The following is a 14,840-nucleotide window of genomic DNA, read 5'->3' on the forward strand; positions in this document are numbered from 1 at the left end:
TCGACCGTGCCGAATTGCAGCGCCATGATCCGCTCCTGCGCCTCCAGCCGCGGATCCTGCCAGCCGGCCACCTGCGCGAAACGCGAATGCTCCATCGCCTCACCCCTCTCCCATCGGCGCCAGCCCCAGCAGCGCCCGCTTCTCGGCATCGCCTAGGAATGCCGCCTCGCCGATCCGCTTCCACTGCCGGTCCCGCTCCTCGGCCAGCGCCGGGATCGCATCCGGATCGGGCCGCAGCAGAACCTCCGCCCCCAGATGCTCCGACAGGAACCACGCGACCGAGGCCGCCACCCGCGCCGCCAGCGGCAAAACCGTCAGCCGGTAGAATGCCCGATGCGCCTCGGCGTAATTGGCATAGGTCGCATCCCCCGGTATCCCCAGCAGCATCGGAGGCACGCCAAAGGCCAGCGCGATCTCGCGCGCCGCCGCCATCTTGGTCTGGTGGAACTCCATGTCCGAGGGGCTGAACCCCATCTGCTTCCAGTCCAGCCCGCCCTCCAGCAGCATCGGGCGCCCGGCATTGCGCGCGCCCTGGTGGTTCATCTCGATCTCGCCCACCAGCCGGTCATATTGCTCAGGGCTCAGCACCCCCTGCCCGTCCGCCCCCTTGTAGACGATCGCCCCCGAAGGCCGCGCCGCGTTGTCCAGCAGCGCCTTGGACCACGCGCTGGCGCTGTTATGCACATCCAGCGCCACCGCCGCCGCCTGCATGGGCGACAGCCCGTAATGATCGTCCAGCGGATGAAAGCTCTTGATATGGCAGACCGGATCGGGAGAGCCCGTCATGTCGAACCGATGCCTGCGCCCGCCCACCGCATATTCGAACGCGACCGGCCAGCCATCCGCCCCCGGAACGATGCTCATCCGGTCCGAGCGCAGCACATGCAGCTCCTCCGGCAAACCGTCGCCGCGCAGCCCCACCGCCTCGACATAGCCGTTCCCCGACAGCAGGATCTGCCCGAACAGCGCCTCGAACAGCTCGGCCCGCCCCTGCCCCGGATTGGGCCGCCGCAGCAATTCCAGCATCGGATGCACCTCAAAGCGCCGCTCCCGGTCCTCGCAGATCAACGGCACCGCGGCCGCCGCCTCGGCGATCACCTCTTCGGGATCGGTCGCGGAACAAGGTTCCGCCTGCTCCTCACGCGCCCCAACGGGCCTGGGGGCCGATGCGTCAATGCGCCCGGCCCCGTCCTGATTGTTGTCCTTCATGCAATCCGCCTCGCGCTCCGTGTCCTGTCCGCACGGGCCGAGAAATGAAAAAGCGGCCAAAGGTCCAACCCCGGCCGCTCGCCCATTTCTCCCAGCATGCGATATTTCTACCTTAAGGCGTTTTCAAAGTCAATAACAAAACCCTCGATTGCATCCTGAAACCTGCCTAAATCGTGACAAAACAATTGCCTGTCCGTTGCGTCGCCCTGATCGAACGCGGCGATGCAACGGGGCTGACACGCAACGCGGACCCGCCGGATGGATCGCAGAAAGGCAAATTTCCCGGACCTTCGGGAATCGCCTGTAACGGATCGTTCACCACAAGCGTATCGGGAAACAGCCGCCCCGAAAAACCGGCGGGTCTTTGACATTGTAATTGAACTGGACAAACCCATGACCGAACAGCAGACGGACTCGCATATCTACACCATGCTCGCGGCAGGCGCGCTTGCCACGCTCGCCTTCGATTCATACGGTCAGGCGATCAGCCCGCTGATCGGCATGTCGAAACTGGCACCGGTGCCATTGGCCACCCAGACCATCCAGGTCCTGACCGGCCTCAGGTCACCGGAACTGGGCTACCTGCTGCATGTCGTCACCGGCCTGCTCTTTTATCCGCTCGGCTGGTATCTGATCGCCCGGCCCGTCCAGCAAAGGATCATGCCCGCCCTGCCCTGGATCATGACGGCGCTGGTCTATGGCGTTGTGCTGTGGATCTTCGCGCTCTATGTCATGGCGCATCTGGTCGCGGGCAACCCGCCTTTCCTGGGCTTTACCGGCATCACATGGGTCGCCCTGATCGGCCATGTCCTCTTCGCAATAGTCGCCGCCTGGATCATGGAGACGCGGCAGGCGGTCCTGATCCGTTAAGGCAAGGCTCCCGGTATCCGCCCGGCACGGAAGGATCGCGCTACAGGTTCGGGCGCTGTGCCTGTGGCGATGCCATCTCGGCCAGTATGGCCTGTGCGGCGGCGCGCGGATCCCCGGCCTTCCAGATAGGGCGGCCGACGACGATGTGATCGGCACCGGCTGCAATGGCGCTGGCCGGCGTCTCCACCCGCTTCTGATCCCCCAGATCGCTGCCCGCGGGGCGCACGCCCGGCGTGACGATCAGCTTCGACCCCGGCAAGGCACGGATCGCCGCCGCCTCGCGGGGCGAGCAGATGATGCCATCGGCCCCGGCCTCGAAGGCGCGGGCGGCGCGTTCCACGGTGATCTCGTGCAACTCGCCGGGCCGGATCATCGCGGCATCCAGGTCGGCGCGCTCCAGCGAGGTCAGGATTGTGACGCCAAGGATTTTCAGCCCGCTGTCCCCCGCCCCCTCCTTCGCGGCGCGGATGACATTGGGATCGCCATGCACGGTCAGGAAATCCAGCTCAAACCGGGCCAGCCCGCGCACCGCCGCCTCGACCGTCGCGCCGATATCGAACAGCTTCATGTCAAGGAAAATGCGCTTGCCATGTTCCTGTTTCAGTTCGTTGGCCAGCGCCAGCCCGCCGCCTGTCAGCATCCCCAGCCCGATCTTGTAGAAGCCGACGGAATCGCCCAGCTTCCCGGCCAGTTCCAGTCCCGCCACCGCATCCGGCACATCCAGCGCCACGATCAGCCGGTCATCCATCTGCATCCCCTTTTGCCGCGAAATCGCGGTGTTATGGCACAGGTTGTCGCGGCTTGAAAGCGGCGTGAAACATCCCATCTGTTACCCGAAGACCCGAACCGGGACGTGCCTCTACAGGGCGTCTGCCAACTCGGGGGCTAACAAAAGGAGAAATTGCCGATGAACATGGAAAAGTTCACGGAACGGTCGCGCGGATTCCTGCAAGCCGCCCAGACCATCGCGATCCGCGAGGAAAACCAGCGGGTCGTTCCCGAGCATTTGCTGAAAGCATTGATGGATGACGATCAGGGGCTGGCCTCCAACCTGATCAACCGCGCGGGCGGAGATGCAAGCCGCGTGGCCGAGGCCGTCGATCAGGCGGTCGCCAGGCTGCCAAAGGTTTCGGGCGCGGACGGGCAGGTCTATGTGGACCCCTCCATGGTCCGCGTGCTGGACGAGGCCGAGAAGATCGCGAAAAAGGCAGGCGACAGGTTCGTGCCGGCCGAGCGTATCCTGATGGCGCTGGCGATGGTGAACACCCGCGCGCGCGACACATTGGAGGCGGGCGCGGTGACGGCGCAAAAGCTGAACTCCGCGATCAACGATCTGCGCAAGGGACGCACCGCCGACTCGGCCTCCGCCGAGGACGGCTACGATGCGCTCAAGAAATATGCCCGCGACCTGACCGAAGCCGCCGAACAGGGCAAGATCGACCCGATCATCGGCCGCGACGAGGAAATCCGCCGCGCCATGCAGGTGCTGAGCCGCCGCACCAAGAACAACCCGGTGCTGATCGGCGAGCCCGGCGTCGGCAAGACCGCCATCGCAGAGGGGCTGGCGCTGCGGATCATCGATGGCGACGTGCCGGAATCCCTACGCGACAAGCGGCTGATGGCGCTGGACATGGGCGCGCTGATCGCGGGCAGCAAGTATCGCGGCGAATTCGAGGAACGGCTGAAGGCGATCCTGAAGGAGATCGAGGCCGCCGCGGGCGAGATCGTGCTGTTCATCGACGAGTTGCATACGCTGGTCGGCGCCGGCAAGACCGATGGCGCCATGGATGCGGCCAACCTGATCAAACCGGCGCTTGCGCGGGGCGAGCTGCATTGCGTGGGCGCCACGACGCTGGACGAATACCGCAAGTATATCGAGAAGGACGCCGCCCTTGCCCGCCGCTTCCAGCCGGTGATGGTCGAAGAGCCGACCGTCGAGGATACGATCAGCATCCTGCGCGGCATCAAGGAGAAATACGAACTTCACCACGGCGTGCGGATCTCGGACGCGGCGCTGGTCGCGGCTGCGCAATTGTCCAACCGCTACATCACCGACCGCTTCCTGCCGGACAAGGCCATCGACCTGATGGACGAGGCCGCCAGCCGGCTGCGGATGGAGGTGGACAGCAAGCCCGAGGAACTCGACGCGCTGGACCGGCAGATCCTGCAGATGCAGATCGAGGCCGAGGCACTTCGACGCGAGGACGACAGCGCCTCGCGCGACCGGCTGGAGCGGCTGGAAAAGGACCTGTCGGATCTGCAGGAGCGCAGCGCCGAAATGACTGCCCGCTGGCAGGCCGAACGCGACAAGCTGGAAGGCGCAAGGGGGCTGAAGGAACAGCTTGACCGGGCGCGGGCAGAGCTGGAGCAGGCCAAGCGCGAGGGCAACCTGGCCCGCGCGGGAGAACTGTCCTATGGCATCATCCCGGGCCTCGAAAAGCAATTGGCCTCAACCGAAACCGAAGAGGCCAACGGCCCGATGGTCGAGGAGGCCGTCCGCCCCGAGCAGATCGCCGAGGTGGTCGAACGCTGGACCGGCATTCCGACGGCGAGGATGCTGGAGGGCGAGCGCGAGAAGCTCTTGAAGATGGAAGACGTGCTGACCGGCCGCGTGATCGGCCAGTCAGAGGCGGTGATCGCCGTGTCCAACGCCGTGCGCCGTGCGCGCGCCGGGCTGAATGACGAGAACCGGCCGCTTGGCAGCTTCCTGTTCCTCGGCCCGACCGGCGTCGGCAAGACCGAACTGACCAAGGCGCTGGCCGATTACATGTTCGACGACGACCAGGCGATGGTCCGCATCGACATGTCGGAATTCATGGAGAAACATTCCGTGGCCCGGCTGATCGGCGCGCCTCCGGGCTATGTCGGCTATGACGAGGGCGGCGTGCTGACCGAGGCGGTGCGGCGCAGGCCCTATCAGGTGATCCTGTTCGACGAGGTCGAGAAGGCGCATCCCGATGTCTTCAACGTGCTGTTGCAGGTGCTGGACGACGGCAAGCTGACCGATGGCCAGGGCCGGACGGTGGATTTCAAGCAGACGCTGATCATCCTGACCTCCAACCTTGGTTCGCAGGCGCTGTCGACGCTGCCGGAAGAGGCCGATTCCACCGATGCCCGGACACAGGTGATGGAGGCGGTGCGGTCGCATTTCCGCCCCGAATTCCTGAACCGGCTGGACGAGATCATCATCTTCCGCCGCCTGACGCGCGGGAACATGGATGGCATCGTCAAGATCCAGCTCGCGCGGCTGGAGGCCCGTCTGGCCGACCGCAAGATCACGCTGGAACTGGATGACGAGGCGCGCAAATGGCTGGCCGATCAGGGCTATGACCCGGTCTTCGGCGCCCGCCCACTCAAGCGGGTGATCCAGCGCGCCCTGCAGGATCCGCTGGCCGAATTGCTGCTGTCGGGCGAGGTGCTGGACGGCCAGACCGTGCATGTCACCGCAAATGACGACGGTCTGCTGGTCGGCAACCGCATCGGACGCGCCGGGCACAAGCTGGGCGCGGTCGGCGAAGGGCCTAAACCCGAGGCGACACTGCACTGACGACAGGCTGCACCAGAGCCGTTTGCGCTTGTTCGTTCCCCCGGCTTCCTTCTTCTTCATACAAGTATCCCGGGGGAATCCGGCCCGGATGGGCCGGATAGGGGCAGCGCCCCCGGCCATCGCGGGATGCAGTTCGCGGCCGATCCCGATCAACTGCAAACTGCACTACATCGTTTCGGTTTTTCGTTGAAACACCGAAACGATGTAAACTTTTGTTTTTACGCATTTCCGGACGCATTGAGGCAGGATCGAAAAACAGTTCGGGGGACTGTTTTTCTGCCGAAACGGTATCCACTTTTGCTGAAAATGCTTTAGACGACACAAGGAAAGGCCCCGGCGAAACCGCCGGGGCCTTTTTCACGATGGGGCGGGCATCCGGTCCCGGCCCGCGATCCTTTTACCTTTTCGAAGCCGGCACCGCCTGCTGCGCCTCTTCCGGAGGCTCGACATCCGGACGAACCGGGATAATCTCGGCCTCGCCGGTCGCCTTGCCGTTCGGTGCCGGACCATCCGCTTTCACGGCCCCGGATCCGGCGCGCGCCCCGGTTCCGCTTTTCTCCGAGGGGCTTTCTCCGGACGCATCCTTTTCAGGCGCGGTCACGGTGGTCGCGGGCTCCGTCACCTCGACATAATCCTCTTCGCGCGGAACCATGCCCGGAGCGACATCGGCAATCTCGGTCCTCGCCGCTTTCTTCGCCGGTTCGGGCGTCGCGATCGCCTCGACATCCGCTGAATCAGAGGCTTTCCCGTCTGTCCCCGCCTTGCCCTTGCCGGAAGCACCGACCAGCAGCGGCAGCATCTCGGCGCCGGGCATTGCCGGGGCGGACCCCTTCTCTTCGGGCTCGCGCCATGTCAGCGTGTCGAAACCGGCGCAGCTGTCGCAGACCGGCGCCCAGTTAGACATGACATTGCTGCATTTGTCGCAGATCCATTGCGGCCCGCGCGAAGCGGTCAGCGCGCGCGCCAGCCAGCCCCGCACAACGCTGTCATCGGCGCCCTCGCCCCGCTCCACGGCGGCCATGATCGACAGGGTTCGCACCGTCGGATGCGACTCGGCCAGGTCGCCAAGCGCCCGCCGCGCGCCGGGGAAATCCTCGGCGGCCAGCAAAAGCTCGGCCTTCAGCAGGCGCGATTCCTCGTGATCGGGATTTTTCCGCAGCAGCGCCTCGAAGCGGCGCAGGCGCGCGTTCGGGGTCTCGTCCGGCACGATCTCGGCATAGGCGGCGGCGACATCGGGATGCGGGCGCACCGACCATGTCTTTTCCAGGATCCGCGTCGCATTGCGCGGATCCTTCTGCGCGATATAGCTGCGCGCCGCCAGAACCGAGGCCGGGATCAGGTCGGGCGAGGCCTTGGCGGCGGAAATCGCCGCCTCGCGGGCACTGATCGAATTGCCCTGCGCCAGAACCTCGCTGGCCTCCTGCAGGGCCAGAACCGCGTCGCGGCGAAGCGCGACATCCTTGGGCAGCTCCCCCTGCCGGCGCTTGTCCTTGAGGATGGCGCGGGCGCCCTTCCAGTCATGTTCCCGCGTCTGCAGGTCCAGCAGCGTATTCTGGATCTCCTTGTGGCTCGGCTTGATCGCATAGGCCTTCTGCGCCAGCAGCATCGCGGCCCTGGTATCGCCCTCTTCCAGTTTTTGCCGCATCAACCCGCGAATGCCGACAAAGCGCGTGCGCTCGTCCTCCAGCAGCTTGCGATAGGTCGCGTTGGCCCGGGCCGAGTCGCCCGCCACCTCGGCGGCCTGCGCGGTCAGCAGATCGGTGATATGCGGCCGGTCCAGGAATTTCTCGGCGCGGGCGGCCTTGGCCAGCGCCAGCTTGCCCTCGCCCGAGGCGACGGCCAGCATCCCCTCGCCAAGCGCGTCATATCCCTTGCGCTCGCGCGAGCGGGCGAAATAGCGGCTGATCGCGGTCTCGTCCCCGGCGATGAAGCGGATGAAGGCCAGCGCAAGGCCCAGCAGCTTGAACACCAGCCATGCCAGCACCATCAGCACCAGAAGCGCCACGATCGCCTTGATCGGCGTCAGCGCGATCTCGGTGCCCGCATATTCAAGGCGCAATGTCTGGCCGGTTTCCGAAAGCTGCATCGCCCCCAGGGCAATGGCCAGGACCACGGCAAAGAAAAACAGGATTTTCAACAAGGACAGTAACATGGGCCGGGTCCTCAATTCGTGGTGGCTGACAGGTCGGACAGCGCCGCCTGCGCATCGCTGAAGGCCGTGGCACCGGCCAGCCAATCGGCCATGGCCGGGGCTTCGCGGGCAGCATCGGGCAAGGCCGCCATCTCTTCCAGGGCAGCGGCGATATCGCCCGCCTCGACCCTGGCATTGGCGCGCGAAAGCACCGCGTCGGGATCGTCCCCCTCGCGCGGGGCGACCGAACGGGCGCCGGTCTGTGCCTTCAGGAAATTCGTCAGCATGTTGCCGCCCTGCGCGCCCTCGGCGGACAGGGACGCCCGCAGCGCCGCCCGCGAGGCATCGCCAAAGCTGTCCTGCAGGGTCTCGATGCTGGGGATGTCCTGTTGCAACGCTTCAGGGGCGTCCATCCCGGCATCGGCAAGGGCCTGCTGCGCGTCCTGCGCCGTCACACCCTTGTCCAGCGCGGCCTGCAATGCGGCGACCGCCGCCACGGCCTGCGCGCGTTTTGTGCTGTCGGCAGCGGCTTCCTGCAATTTCGTGGCTTCCGCTTGCGCAGCACTGATCTGCGCCTGCGCCTGTTCGGCGGCGGAACTGATCTGCTGTTGCAGCGTATCGGCCTGCTCGGCGATCTGCTGCACTTTCGCGGCGGCCTCGGGGTCGATGCCGGGCCGCGCCTCCAGCTTGGCCAGCTTAGCGGCCTGCTGTTCCAGTTGCTCCTGCAACCGCGCGAGATCCTGCGGCGAAACCGGCGCTTCGCCCGCGCCGCCCGCAAGGCTCGCCGAGGCGGGATCGGATGGCGCACCGGCCGCATCCGAAGGGGCCGCCCCCGCCGCTTCCAGCGCGGCGATACGCTCGGCCTGCTCTTCCAGCATGGCCTGGATATCGGCGGGAACCGCGGCCTCGCCTGCATCGGCAGCCGTTGTCTCGGCCACGGCCTGCCGCGCCGCCTCTTCGGCGGCCGTCACGGCATCGGCCCTGATCGCCTCGGCGTCGATGGCGGGCTCCTGCTCGGGCAACCAGCCCGCCGGCAGATGCGGCAATGCCCAGATCGTCGCCGCAGCGCCCAGGCCGGCAGCCACGACACCGCCGAAAACCACCGGCCAGAAGCCGGTCTTGCGCACGGTCACGTTCTGCTGTGTTGCGGTCGGCTGGTTCGCCGCCGCCTGCTGTATCCCGGCCGGTTCCGCCTCGGGCTTGCCGCGCGAATCGACGGACGGAACGCCGGGTTTACTCTCGTCCTTCGGCCCCGTCTCCGGTTCCGTGGCGGCGGAGATCACGGCGGCCTTGCCCATATCCGCCTGTTCCGGCGCCGGTTTGGGCTCTGCCGCGCCCCGCCCTGTCGCGGATTTTCCGACCAGCGCCGAATCGGCGGGGCTGATCTCTCCCCCGCGCGCGGCAGCCGAATCGCCCTTGCCCGCACCTGTATCGGTGGTGCGGATCACACCCGGCTCAGCCGCCTCTTTCCTGAGCTTCAGCGTCTCTTTCGGCTGCTCGGCCGGTGAGGCCGCGGTTTTGTTCGAGGGTTTGCTCTTGCTTGGCTTGGTCACGTTTACTCCCCGTCATCCAACGCCACGGTGGCACCGCAGCCGCCGGGTCTTCCGGCTTAGCCTATCCAGCCAATGCCGCAGTCTCAACCCGCTGTCATCAGCTTTGTTCCCTTTCCGCAAGTCGGCGAATCGTCGCGGCCATCGCTTTTGCAGAGGGATCGGCGGCGATTGCGCGGCGCTTGGCGGGCATCCGCCACTCATCCATCGCAGCCGGGCTGATCGCCGCGATCCATGCCTCGGCACGGGAATCACGGAACGCCGCCGACAGCAGCCGGGCGGAGCGCGGAGAGAACAGCGGCACCGCCACCGGCCCGGGTCCGGCCAGCAATGCCCGGGCCGCGTCATTCAGGGGCTGGGCGATCTGGTCGTAGACCACCATCCCCTCGACCGGCAATTCGCGCGCGAGGTGACGGCCATGCGGATGGATCAGCGGAACCTCTGCCGCCTCGATCAGCGGCAGCAACCCCTCGGCAAAGCCGTTGCCCTCGCGCGGGGTAAACCCGGCCTCGCGCGCAGCCTTCGCCGTCCGCGCGCCCACGCAAAGCGCCAGCCGCCCCCGCCCCGGTCCCGCCGCCGGCACCGCATGGGCCGAGGTAAAGACCAGCCCCGGCGCCGCATGCAGCCGGTCCGCATCATGCGCCACCGGCGCGATCCTCAGGATCGGCGAGATCACCGCCTCCCATTCCGGCAGCATCGCCGCGAAGCGCCGCGAATCCGGCTCGGGGCGGGTCAGCAGAAGGCGGGGCTGCGGCTTTGCTGGCATTGGCATTTCCCCCTCGGCGATGCTACTTCATCAGGGGTAAGCGGCATTCCCCCTCCCGGCAAGAGCATGGACGACAGCATTTTCCTTGGCATCGAAAGCAGTTGCGATGACACCGCCGCCGCCATCGTCACCGGCGGCCGCCGCATCCTGTCCTCGGTCGTGGCGGGCCAGACCGAGATGCATGCCGATTTCGGCGGCGTCGTCCCCGAGATCGCCGCCCGCGCCCATGCCGAGCGGCTGGATATCTGCGTCGAGCAGGCGCTGGCCGAATCGGGGCTGACGCTGCGCGAACTGACCGCCGTTGCGGTGACTGCCGGGCCGGGGCTGATCGGCGGGGTGATGGCCGGGGTGATGATGGCCAAGGGCATCGCCGCCGGGGCCGGGCTGCCGCTGGTGGGGGTGAACCACCTTGCCGGACATGCGCTGACCCCGCGCCTGACGGATGGCATCGGTTTTCCCTACCTGGTGCTGTTGGTCTCGGGCGGGCATTGCCAGTTCCTGCGCGTGGATGGCCCGCAGGAATTCTCGCGCCTCGGCGGCACCATCGACGACGCACCCGGAGAGGCGTTCGACAAGCTGGCCAAGCTGCTGGCCCTACCCCAGCCCGGCGGCCCCTCGGTCGAGGCCGAGGCGGCGCTTGGGCGTGCCGACCGCTTCGAGCTGCCGCGTCCGCTTCTGGACCGGCCCGGCTGCGACATGTCCTTTTCGGGCCTCAAGACGGCGGCGCTGCGCCTGCGCGACCAGCTGATCGCGGAACAGGGCGGGTTGCGGCAATCCGACCGGCAGGATCTCTGCGCCGCCTTCCAGACCGCCGTGGCCGAGGTTCTGGCCGAGAAATCCCGCCGCGCGCTGGCCCTGTCCCCTGCCCCGGTGCTGGCCGTTGCGGGCGGGGTCGCGGCCAACAGGACCATCCGCGCCGCGCTGGAACAGGTCGCGCGGGACGCGGGCGCGCGCTTCCTCGCCCCGCCCCTGCGGCTTTGCACCGACAACGCGGCAATGATCGCGTGGGCGGGGATCGAGCGGTTCCGGACAGGCGCGCGCGACGGCATGGACCTAGCCGCCCGCCCACGTTGGCCACTGGACAGCCGCGCCGCGCCGATGCTGGGCAGCGGCAAGAAGGGGGCGAAGGCATGAGCATCGCGGTTCTGGGCGCAGGCGCATTCGGCTCTGCGCTGGCGGTGGCGCTGGCGACACGCGGGCCGGTCACGCTTTGGGGACGCAGCACGGGTTGGGGGCGAGAGAACCCGCGCCTGCCCGGCGTCACCCTGCCCGATGCGGTCACCGTCACCGGCGACCTGCCGCAGGCCACCCGCGCCGATACGCTGCTGCTGGCCCTTCCGGCGCAGAAGCTGGGCGCATTCCTGGCCGATCACGCCGCGCATCTGGACGGCAAGACGCTGGTCAGCACGGCCAAGGGGATCGATCTGACCCGGCTGACCGGCCCCTCGCGGCTGATTGCCTCCGCCTGTCCCGCCGCCACGGTCGCGGTGCTGACCGGCCCGTCATTCGCCGCCGATATCGCCCGTGGCCTGCCCACCGCCCTGACGCTGGCCTGCGCCGATCCCGGGCGCGGCAAGGCGCTGCAGCATGCGCTGTCCACGCCCGTCCTGCGCCTTTACCGCAGCAGCGACGTGACCGGGGCCGAACTGGGCGGCGCGCTGAAGAACGTCATCGCCATCGCCGCCGGAACCGTGATGGGCGCGGGGCTGGGCGACAGCGCCCGCGCGGCAATCATCACCAGGGGCTTTGCCGAGATGACCCGCCTCAGCGCCCGGCTTGGCGCCCGGCCCGAGACGCTCACCGGCCTGTCGGGACTGGGCGACCTGATGCTGACCTGCTCTTCGGTGCAGTCGCGCAATTTCCGTTTCGGCCATGCCATCGGCTCGGGCTCGGATTTCGACTCCGGCACGACCGTCGAGGGGGCCGCCACCGCCCGCGCCGTGACCCGGCTGGCCGCGGAACTGGACGAGGAACTGCCCATCGCCGCCATGGTCGCGCGTCTTGCGCAAGGCGCGGTTTCCGTGGAAAACGCCATGGAGCACCTGATGAACCGCCCGCTCAAGGAGGAATGATGCCCCTATTCGCCGTCATCTGCCGGGACAGGCCCGGCGCACTGCAGACCCGGCTGGACACGCGCGAGGCGCATCTGGCCCATATCAGGGACAGCGGGATCGTCGCCATGGCCGGCCCGCTGATCGAGGACGGAGAGATGCGCGGCTCGCTGGTCATTCTCGACGCCCCCGACCTGGGCGCGGCCGAGGACTGGGCGGCGAATGATCCCTACAAATCCGCCGGGCTGTTCGAGAGCGTGCGGGTGACCGAATGGAAGAAGGTGATCGGCTGATGGCATACTGGCTTTTCAAATCCGAACCCGACGTCTTTGGCTGGGACGACCTGGTCGCCAAGGGCGATCGGGGCGAGGAATGGGACGGGGTGCGCAACTACCAGGCCCGCAACAACATGCGGGCGATGAAAAAGGGCGATCTCGGGCTGTTCTATCACTCGAACCAGGGCAAGGAGGCCGTCGGCATCTGCGAGGTCATCGCCGAGGCCCATCCCGACAGCACCACCGACGATCCCAGATGGGAATGCGTGGATGTGAAGGCGGTCAAACCGCTGCCGCGCTTTGTCTCGCTGGAGCAGGCCAAGACCGAGCCCCGGCTGAAGGACATGGCGCTGGTCAACAATTCCCGCCTGTCGGTCCAGCCGGTGAGTGACGCGGAATGGGCGGTGGTGATGGAACTCGCCGGTCTCTGACCGGCTGCGGAAACACCGCACCCGCCGGCAGATCGGTGCCGGGGACAGTGTTGGCGCCACAGGCTACCCCCTGAAGCTACCCCGGGGCGGCGGATCGGTAATCCGCGGGCGCGGGGAAACCTTTCGTAACCGCTGGAAATTCCCCTGCGGTGCCGATAGACAAGCGCCGATCAAAAGGACGCATCCATGGCCCGCCATCTCATCACCTCTGCCCTGCCCTATATCAACGGCATCAAGCATCTGGGAAATCTCGTCGGCTCCCAGCTTCCCGCCGATCTTTACGCGCGTTACCTGCGGGGGCGCGGGCATGAGGTGATGTTCATCTGCGCCACCGACGAGCACGGCACCCCCGCCGAACTGGCCGCCGCCAAGACCGGCGAGCCGGTGGCCGAATACTGCGCCCGGATGCATGGCGAGCAATCGGCGCTGGCGCGGGGTTTCGGCCTCAGCTTCGATCATTACGGGCGTTCCTCCAGCGACCGCAACCGCGTGCTGACCCAGCATTTCGCCGGACGGCTGGCCGATGCGGGCTATATCCGCGAGGTCAGCGAGAAGCAGGTCTACTCCATCGATGACGGCCGCTTCCTGCCCGACCGCTATATCGAGGGCACCTGCCCCAATTGCGGCTACGAGCGTGCGCGCGGCGATCAATGCGAGAACTGCACCAAGCAGCTCGACCCGACCGACCTGATCAATCCGCGCTCGGCCGTCAGCGGCAGCACCAACCTGGAAGTGCGCGAGACCAAGCATCTCTACCTGCGCCAATCGGCGCTCAAGGGCGAGATCGCCGAATGGATCGATTCCAAGACCGGCTGGCCGATCCTGACCACCTCGATCGCCAAGAAATGGCTCAACGATGGCGACGGGCTGCGCGACCGGGGCATCACCCGCGACCTGAACTGGGGCGTGCCGGTCAAGCGCGGCGAGCAGGACTGGCCGGGGATGGAGGGCAAGGTCTTCTATGTCTGGTTCGACGCGCCCATCGAGTATATCGGCGCCACCGCAGAATGGGCCGACGCCAACGGCCGGGCCGAGGCCGACTGGCGCCGCTGGTGGCGGCTGGACGAGGGCGCGGGCGACGTCACCTATACCCAGTTCATGGGCAAGGATAACGTGCCCTTCCACACCCTGTCCTTTCCCTGCACCCAGATCGGTTCGGGCGAGCCGTGGAAGATGGTCGATTACATCAAGTCCTTCAACTACCTGACCTATGACGGCGGGCAGTTCTCGACCTCGCAGGGACGCGGCGTGTTCATGGATCACGCGCTCGAGATCCTGCCCGCCGATTACTGGCGCTGGTGGCTGCTGTCCCACGCCCCCGAATCCGGCGACAGCGAGTTCACATGGGAGAATTTCCAGCAGTCGGTGAACAAGGATCTCGCCGATGTGCTCGGCAATTTCGTCAGCCGGATCACCAAGTTCTGCCGCTCGAAGTTCGGCGAGGCGGTGCCCGAGGGCGGCAGCTACGGCCCCGACGAAACCGCACTGATCGAGGCCCTGACCACCCGCATCCGCGCCTACGAGGGGCATATGGACCGGATGGAGATCCGCCGCTCTGCCGCCGAGCTGCGCGCCATCTGGGTGCTGGGCAACGAATATCTGCAAAGCGCGGCGCCGTGGTCCAGCTTCAAGACCGACCCGGAAATGGCCGCGATGCAGGTCCGGCTCGGGCTGAACCTGATCCGGCTTTACGCGGTGCTGTCGGCGCCTTTCATCCCCTTTGCCTCGAAGTCGATGCTTGAGGCGATGCAAACCGATCAGGCAGACTGGCCCACCGACATCGCAGAGGCGCTGGCCGCCCTGCAACCGGGCCATGCCTTTACCGTGCCCGAGGTGCTTTTCGCCAAGATCACCGACGAACAGCGCGCGGAATGGGAAGAACGCTTCAAGGGCACGCGGGAATAAGCGCCCCGATCCGGGCCGCTCCGCCCCCGTCCAAAGGCGCTCCGGCTCTTCTTCGCGCAGATATCCCCTGGGGAAGCACGCGAGGTGCGGCGGGGGGCGGCAGCC

Annotated in this window: 12 protein-coding genes and 1 pseudogene; 7 read left to right on the top strand and 6 right to left on the bottom strand. The window is 67.0% G+C overall.

All coding sequences use genetic code 11. The features are described from left to right. Nucleotides 1-2 precede the first annotated feature (2 nt). Nucleotides 3-149: pseudogene (locus C9E81_RS23660) on the bottom strand (hypothetical protein); the annotation flags it as partial. Beyond that, on the bottom strand, nucleotides 100-1,209 hold the full coding sequence (locus C9E81_RS06885; RefSeq protein ID WP_122111556.1) for a phage portal protein: 1,110 nt from the start codon (nucleotides 1,207-1,209) through the stop codon (nucleotides 100-102). The pseudogene C9E81_RS23660 and the gene C9E81_RS06885, both read right to left, overlap by 50 nt. Before the next feature lie 393 nt (nucleotides 1,210-1,602). Between C9E81_RS06885 and C9E81_RS06890 the strand changes: the two genes are divergently transcribed. Further along, nucleotides 1,603-2,079 (top strand): hypothetical protein, encoded by a 477-nt coding sequence (locus tag C9E81_RS06890; protein WP_122111557.1) that lies wholly within the window; start codon nucleotides 1,603-1,605, stop codon nucleotides 2,077-2,079. A 40-nt stretch (nucleotides 2,080-2,119) separates the two neighbouring features. Here C9E81_RS06890 and pyrF read toward each other — a convergent pair whose 3' ends face one another. After that, a complete protein-coding gene (gene pyrF, locus C9E81_RS06895) occupies nucleotides 2,120-2,827 on the bottom strand; it encodes an orotidine-5'-phosphate decarboxylase (RefSeq protein ID WP_122111842.1) in 708 nt (235 codons plus the stop codon). A gap of 159 nt (nucleotides 2,828-2,986) precedes the next feature. Between pyrF and clpB the strand changes: the two genes are divergently transcribed. Beyond that, nucleotides 2,987-5,626: an ATP-dependent chaperone ClpB gene (clpB, locus tag C9E81_RS06900; RefSeq protein WP_122111558.1), complete on the top strand. Its 2,640-nt coding sequence runs from the start codon at nucleotides 2,987-2,989 to the stop codon at nucleotides 5,624-5,626. 397 nt (nucleotides 5,627-6,023) lie between these two features. On the opposite strand, the gene C9E81_RS06905 is transcribed toward clpB, so the two are convergent. The 3 genes from C9E81_RS06905 to C9E81_RS06915 form a co-directional block, all read right to left on the bottom strand. Continuing rightward, nucleotides 6,024-7,778, bottom strand: coding sequence for a heme biosynthesis HemY N-terminal domain-containing protein (locus C9E81_RS06905; protein WP_122111559.1), 1,755 nt, complete (start codon nucleotides 7,776-7,778; stop codon nucleotides 6,024-6,026). Between the two features lie 11 nt (nucleotides 7,779-7,789). Next, nucleotides 7,790-9,310, bottom strand: a complete 1,521-nt coding sequence (locus C9E81_RS06910) for a hypothetical protein (RefSeq protein ID WP_122111560.1) — start codon at nucleotides 9,308-9,310, stop codon at nucleotides 7,790-7,792. A 97-nt stretch (nucleotides 9,311-9,407) separates the two neighbouring features. Further along, nucleotides 9,408-10,073: a uroporphyrinogen-III synthase gene (locus C9E81_RS06915; RefSeq protein WP_122111561.1), complete on the bottom strand. Its 666-nt coding sequence runs from the start codon at nucleotides 10,071-10,073 to the stop codon at nucleotides 9,408-9,410. A 66-nt stretch (nucleotides 10,074-10,139) separates the two neighbouring features. Here C9E81_RS06915 and tsaD point away from each other — a divergent pair, with 66 nt between their 5' ends. The 5 genes from tsaD (at nucleotide 10,140) to metG (ending at nucleotide 14,735) form a co-directional block, all read left to right on the top strand. Next, nucleotides 10,140-11,207 carry a tRNA (adenosine(37)-N6)-threonylcarbamoyltransferase complex transferase subunit TsaD gene (gene tsaD, locus C9E81_RS06920; RefSeq protein ID WP_122111562.1) on the top strand — a complete coding sequence of 356 codons (1,068 nt, stop codon included), beginning with the start codon at nucleotides 10,140-10,142 and terminating at the stop codon, nucleotides 11,205-11,207. Then, nucleotides 11,204-12,145, top strand: coding sequence for an NAD(P)H-dependent glycerol-3-phosphate dehydrogenase (locus tag C9E81_RS06925; protein WP_122111563.1), 942 nt, complete (start codon nucleotides 11,204-11,206; stop codon nucleotides 12,143-12,145). The genes tsaD and C9E81_RS06925 overlap by 4 nt, the downstream gene beginning before the upstream one ends. Further along, nucleotides 12,145-12,417, top strand: a complete 273-nt coding sequence (locus C9E81_RS06930; protein ID WP_122111564.1) for a YciI family protein — start codon at nucleotides 12,145-12,147, stop codon at nucleotides 12,415-12,417. Before C9E81_RS06925 ends, C9E81_RS06930 begins: the two co-directional genes overlap by 1 nt. Then, a complete protein-coding gene (locus C9E81_RS06935) occupies nucleotides 12,417-12,830 on the top strand; it encodes an EVE domain-containing protein (protein ID WP_122111565.1) in 414 nt (137 codons plus the stop codon). Before C9E81_RS06930 ends, C9E81_RS06935 begins: the two co-directional genes overlap by 1 nt. Nucleotides 12,831-13,016: 186 nt before the next feature. Beyond that, nucleotides 13,017-14,735: a methionine--tRNA ligase gene (metG, locus tag C9E81_RS06940; protein ID WP_122111566.1), complete on the top strand. Its 1,719-nt coding sequence runs from the start codon at nucleotides 13,017-13,019 to the stop codon at nucleotides 14,733-14,735. Nucleotides 14,736-14,840: the final 105 nt, after the last annotated feature.

It is taken from the genome of Paracoccus alkanivorans (assembly GCF_003697785.1).
Lineage (GTDB): Bacteria > Pseudomonadota > Alphaproteobacteria > Rhodobacterales > Rhodobacteraceae > Paracoccus > Paracoccus alkanivorans.

Excerpts from the sequence above, each read along its gene's own strand:
- C9E81_RS06890 (WP_122111557.1), top strand. The coding sequence starts at position 1,603 with ATGACCGAACAGCAGACGGACTCGCATATCTACACCATGCTCGCGGCA.
- C9E81_RS06935 (WP_122111565.1), top strand. The coding sequence starts at position 12,417 with ATGGCATACTGGCTTTTCAAATCCGAACCCGACGTCTTTGGCTGGGAC.
- C9E81_RS06885 (WP_122111556.1), bottom strand. The coding sequence starts at position 1,209 with ATGAAGGACAACAATCAGGACGGGGCCGGGCGCATTGACGCATCGGCC.
- C9E81_RS06925 (WP_122111563.1), top strand. The coding sequence starts at position 11,204 with ATGAGCATCGCGGTTCTGGGCGCAGGCGCATTCGGCTCTGCGCTGGCG.
- clpB (WP_122111558.1), top strand. The coding sequence starts at position 2,987 with ATGAACATGGAAAAGTTCACGGAACGGTCGCGCGGATTCCTGCAAGCC.
- metG (WP_122111566.1), top strand. The coding sequence starts at position 13,017 with ATGGCCCGCCATCTCATCACCTCTGCCCTGCCCTATATCAACGGCATC.
- C9E81_RS06930 (WP_122111564.1), top strand. The coding sequence starts at position 12,145 with ATGCCCCTATTCGCCGTCATCTGCCGGGACAGGCCCGGCGCACTGCAG.
- C9E81_RS06905 (WP_122111559.1), bottom strand. The coding sequence starts at position 7,778 with ATGTTACTGTCCTTGTTGAAAATCCTGTTTTTCTTTGCCGTGGTCCTG.
- C9E81_RS06915 (WP_122111561.1), bottom strand. The coding sequence starts at position 10,073 with ATGCCAGCAAAGCCGCAGCCCCGCCTTCTGCTGACCCGCCCCGAGCCG.
- pyrF (WP_122111842.1), bottom strand. The coding sequence starts at position 2,827 with ATGGATGACCGGCTGATCGTGGCGCTGGATGTGCCGGATGCGGTGGCG.
- tsaD (WP_122111562.1), top strand. The coding sequence starts at position 10,140 with ATGGACGACAGCATTTTCCTTGGCATCGAAAGCAGTTGCGATGACACC.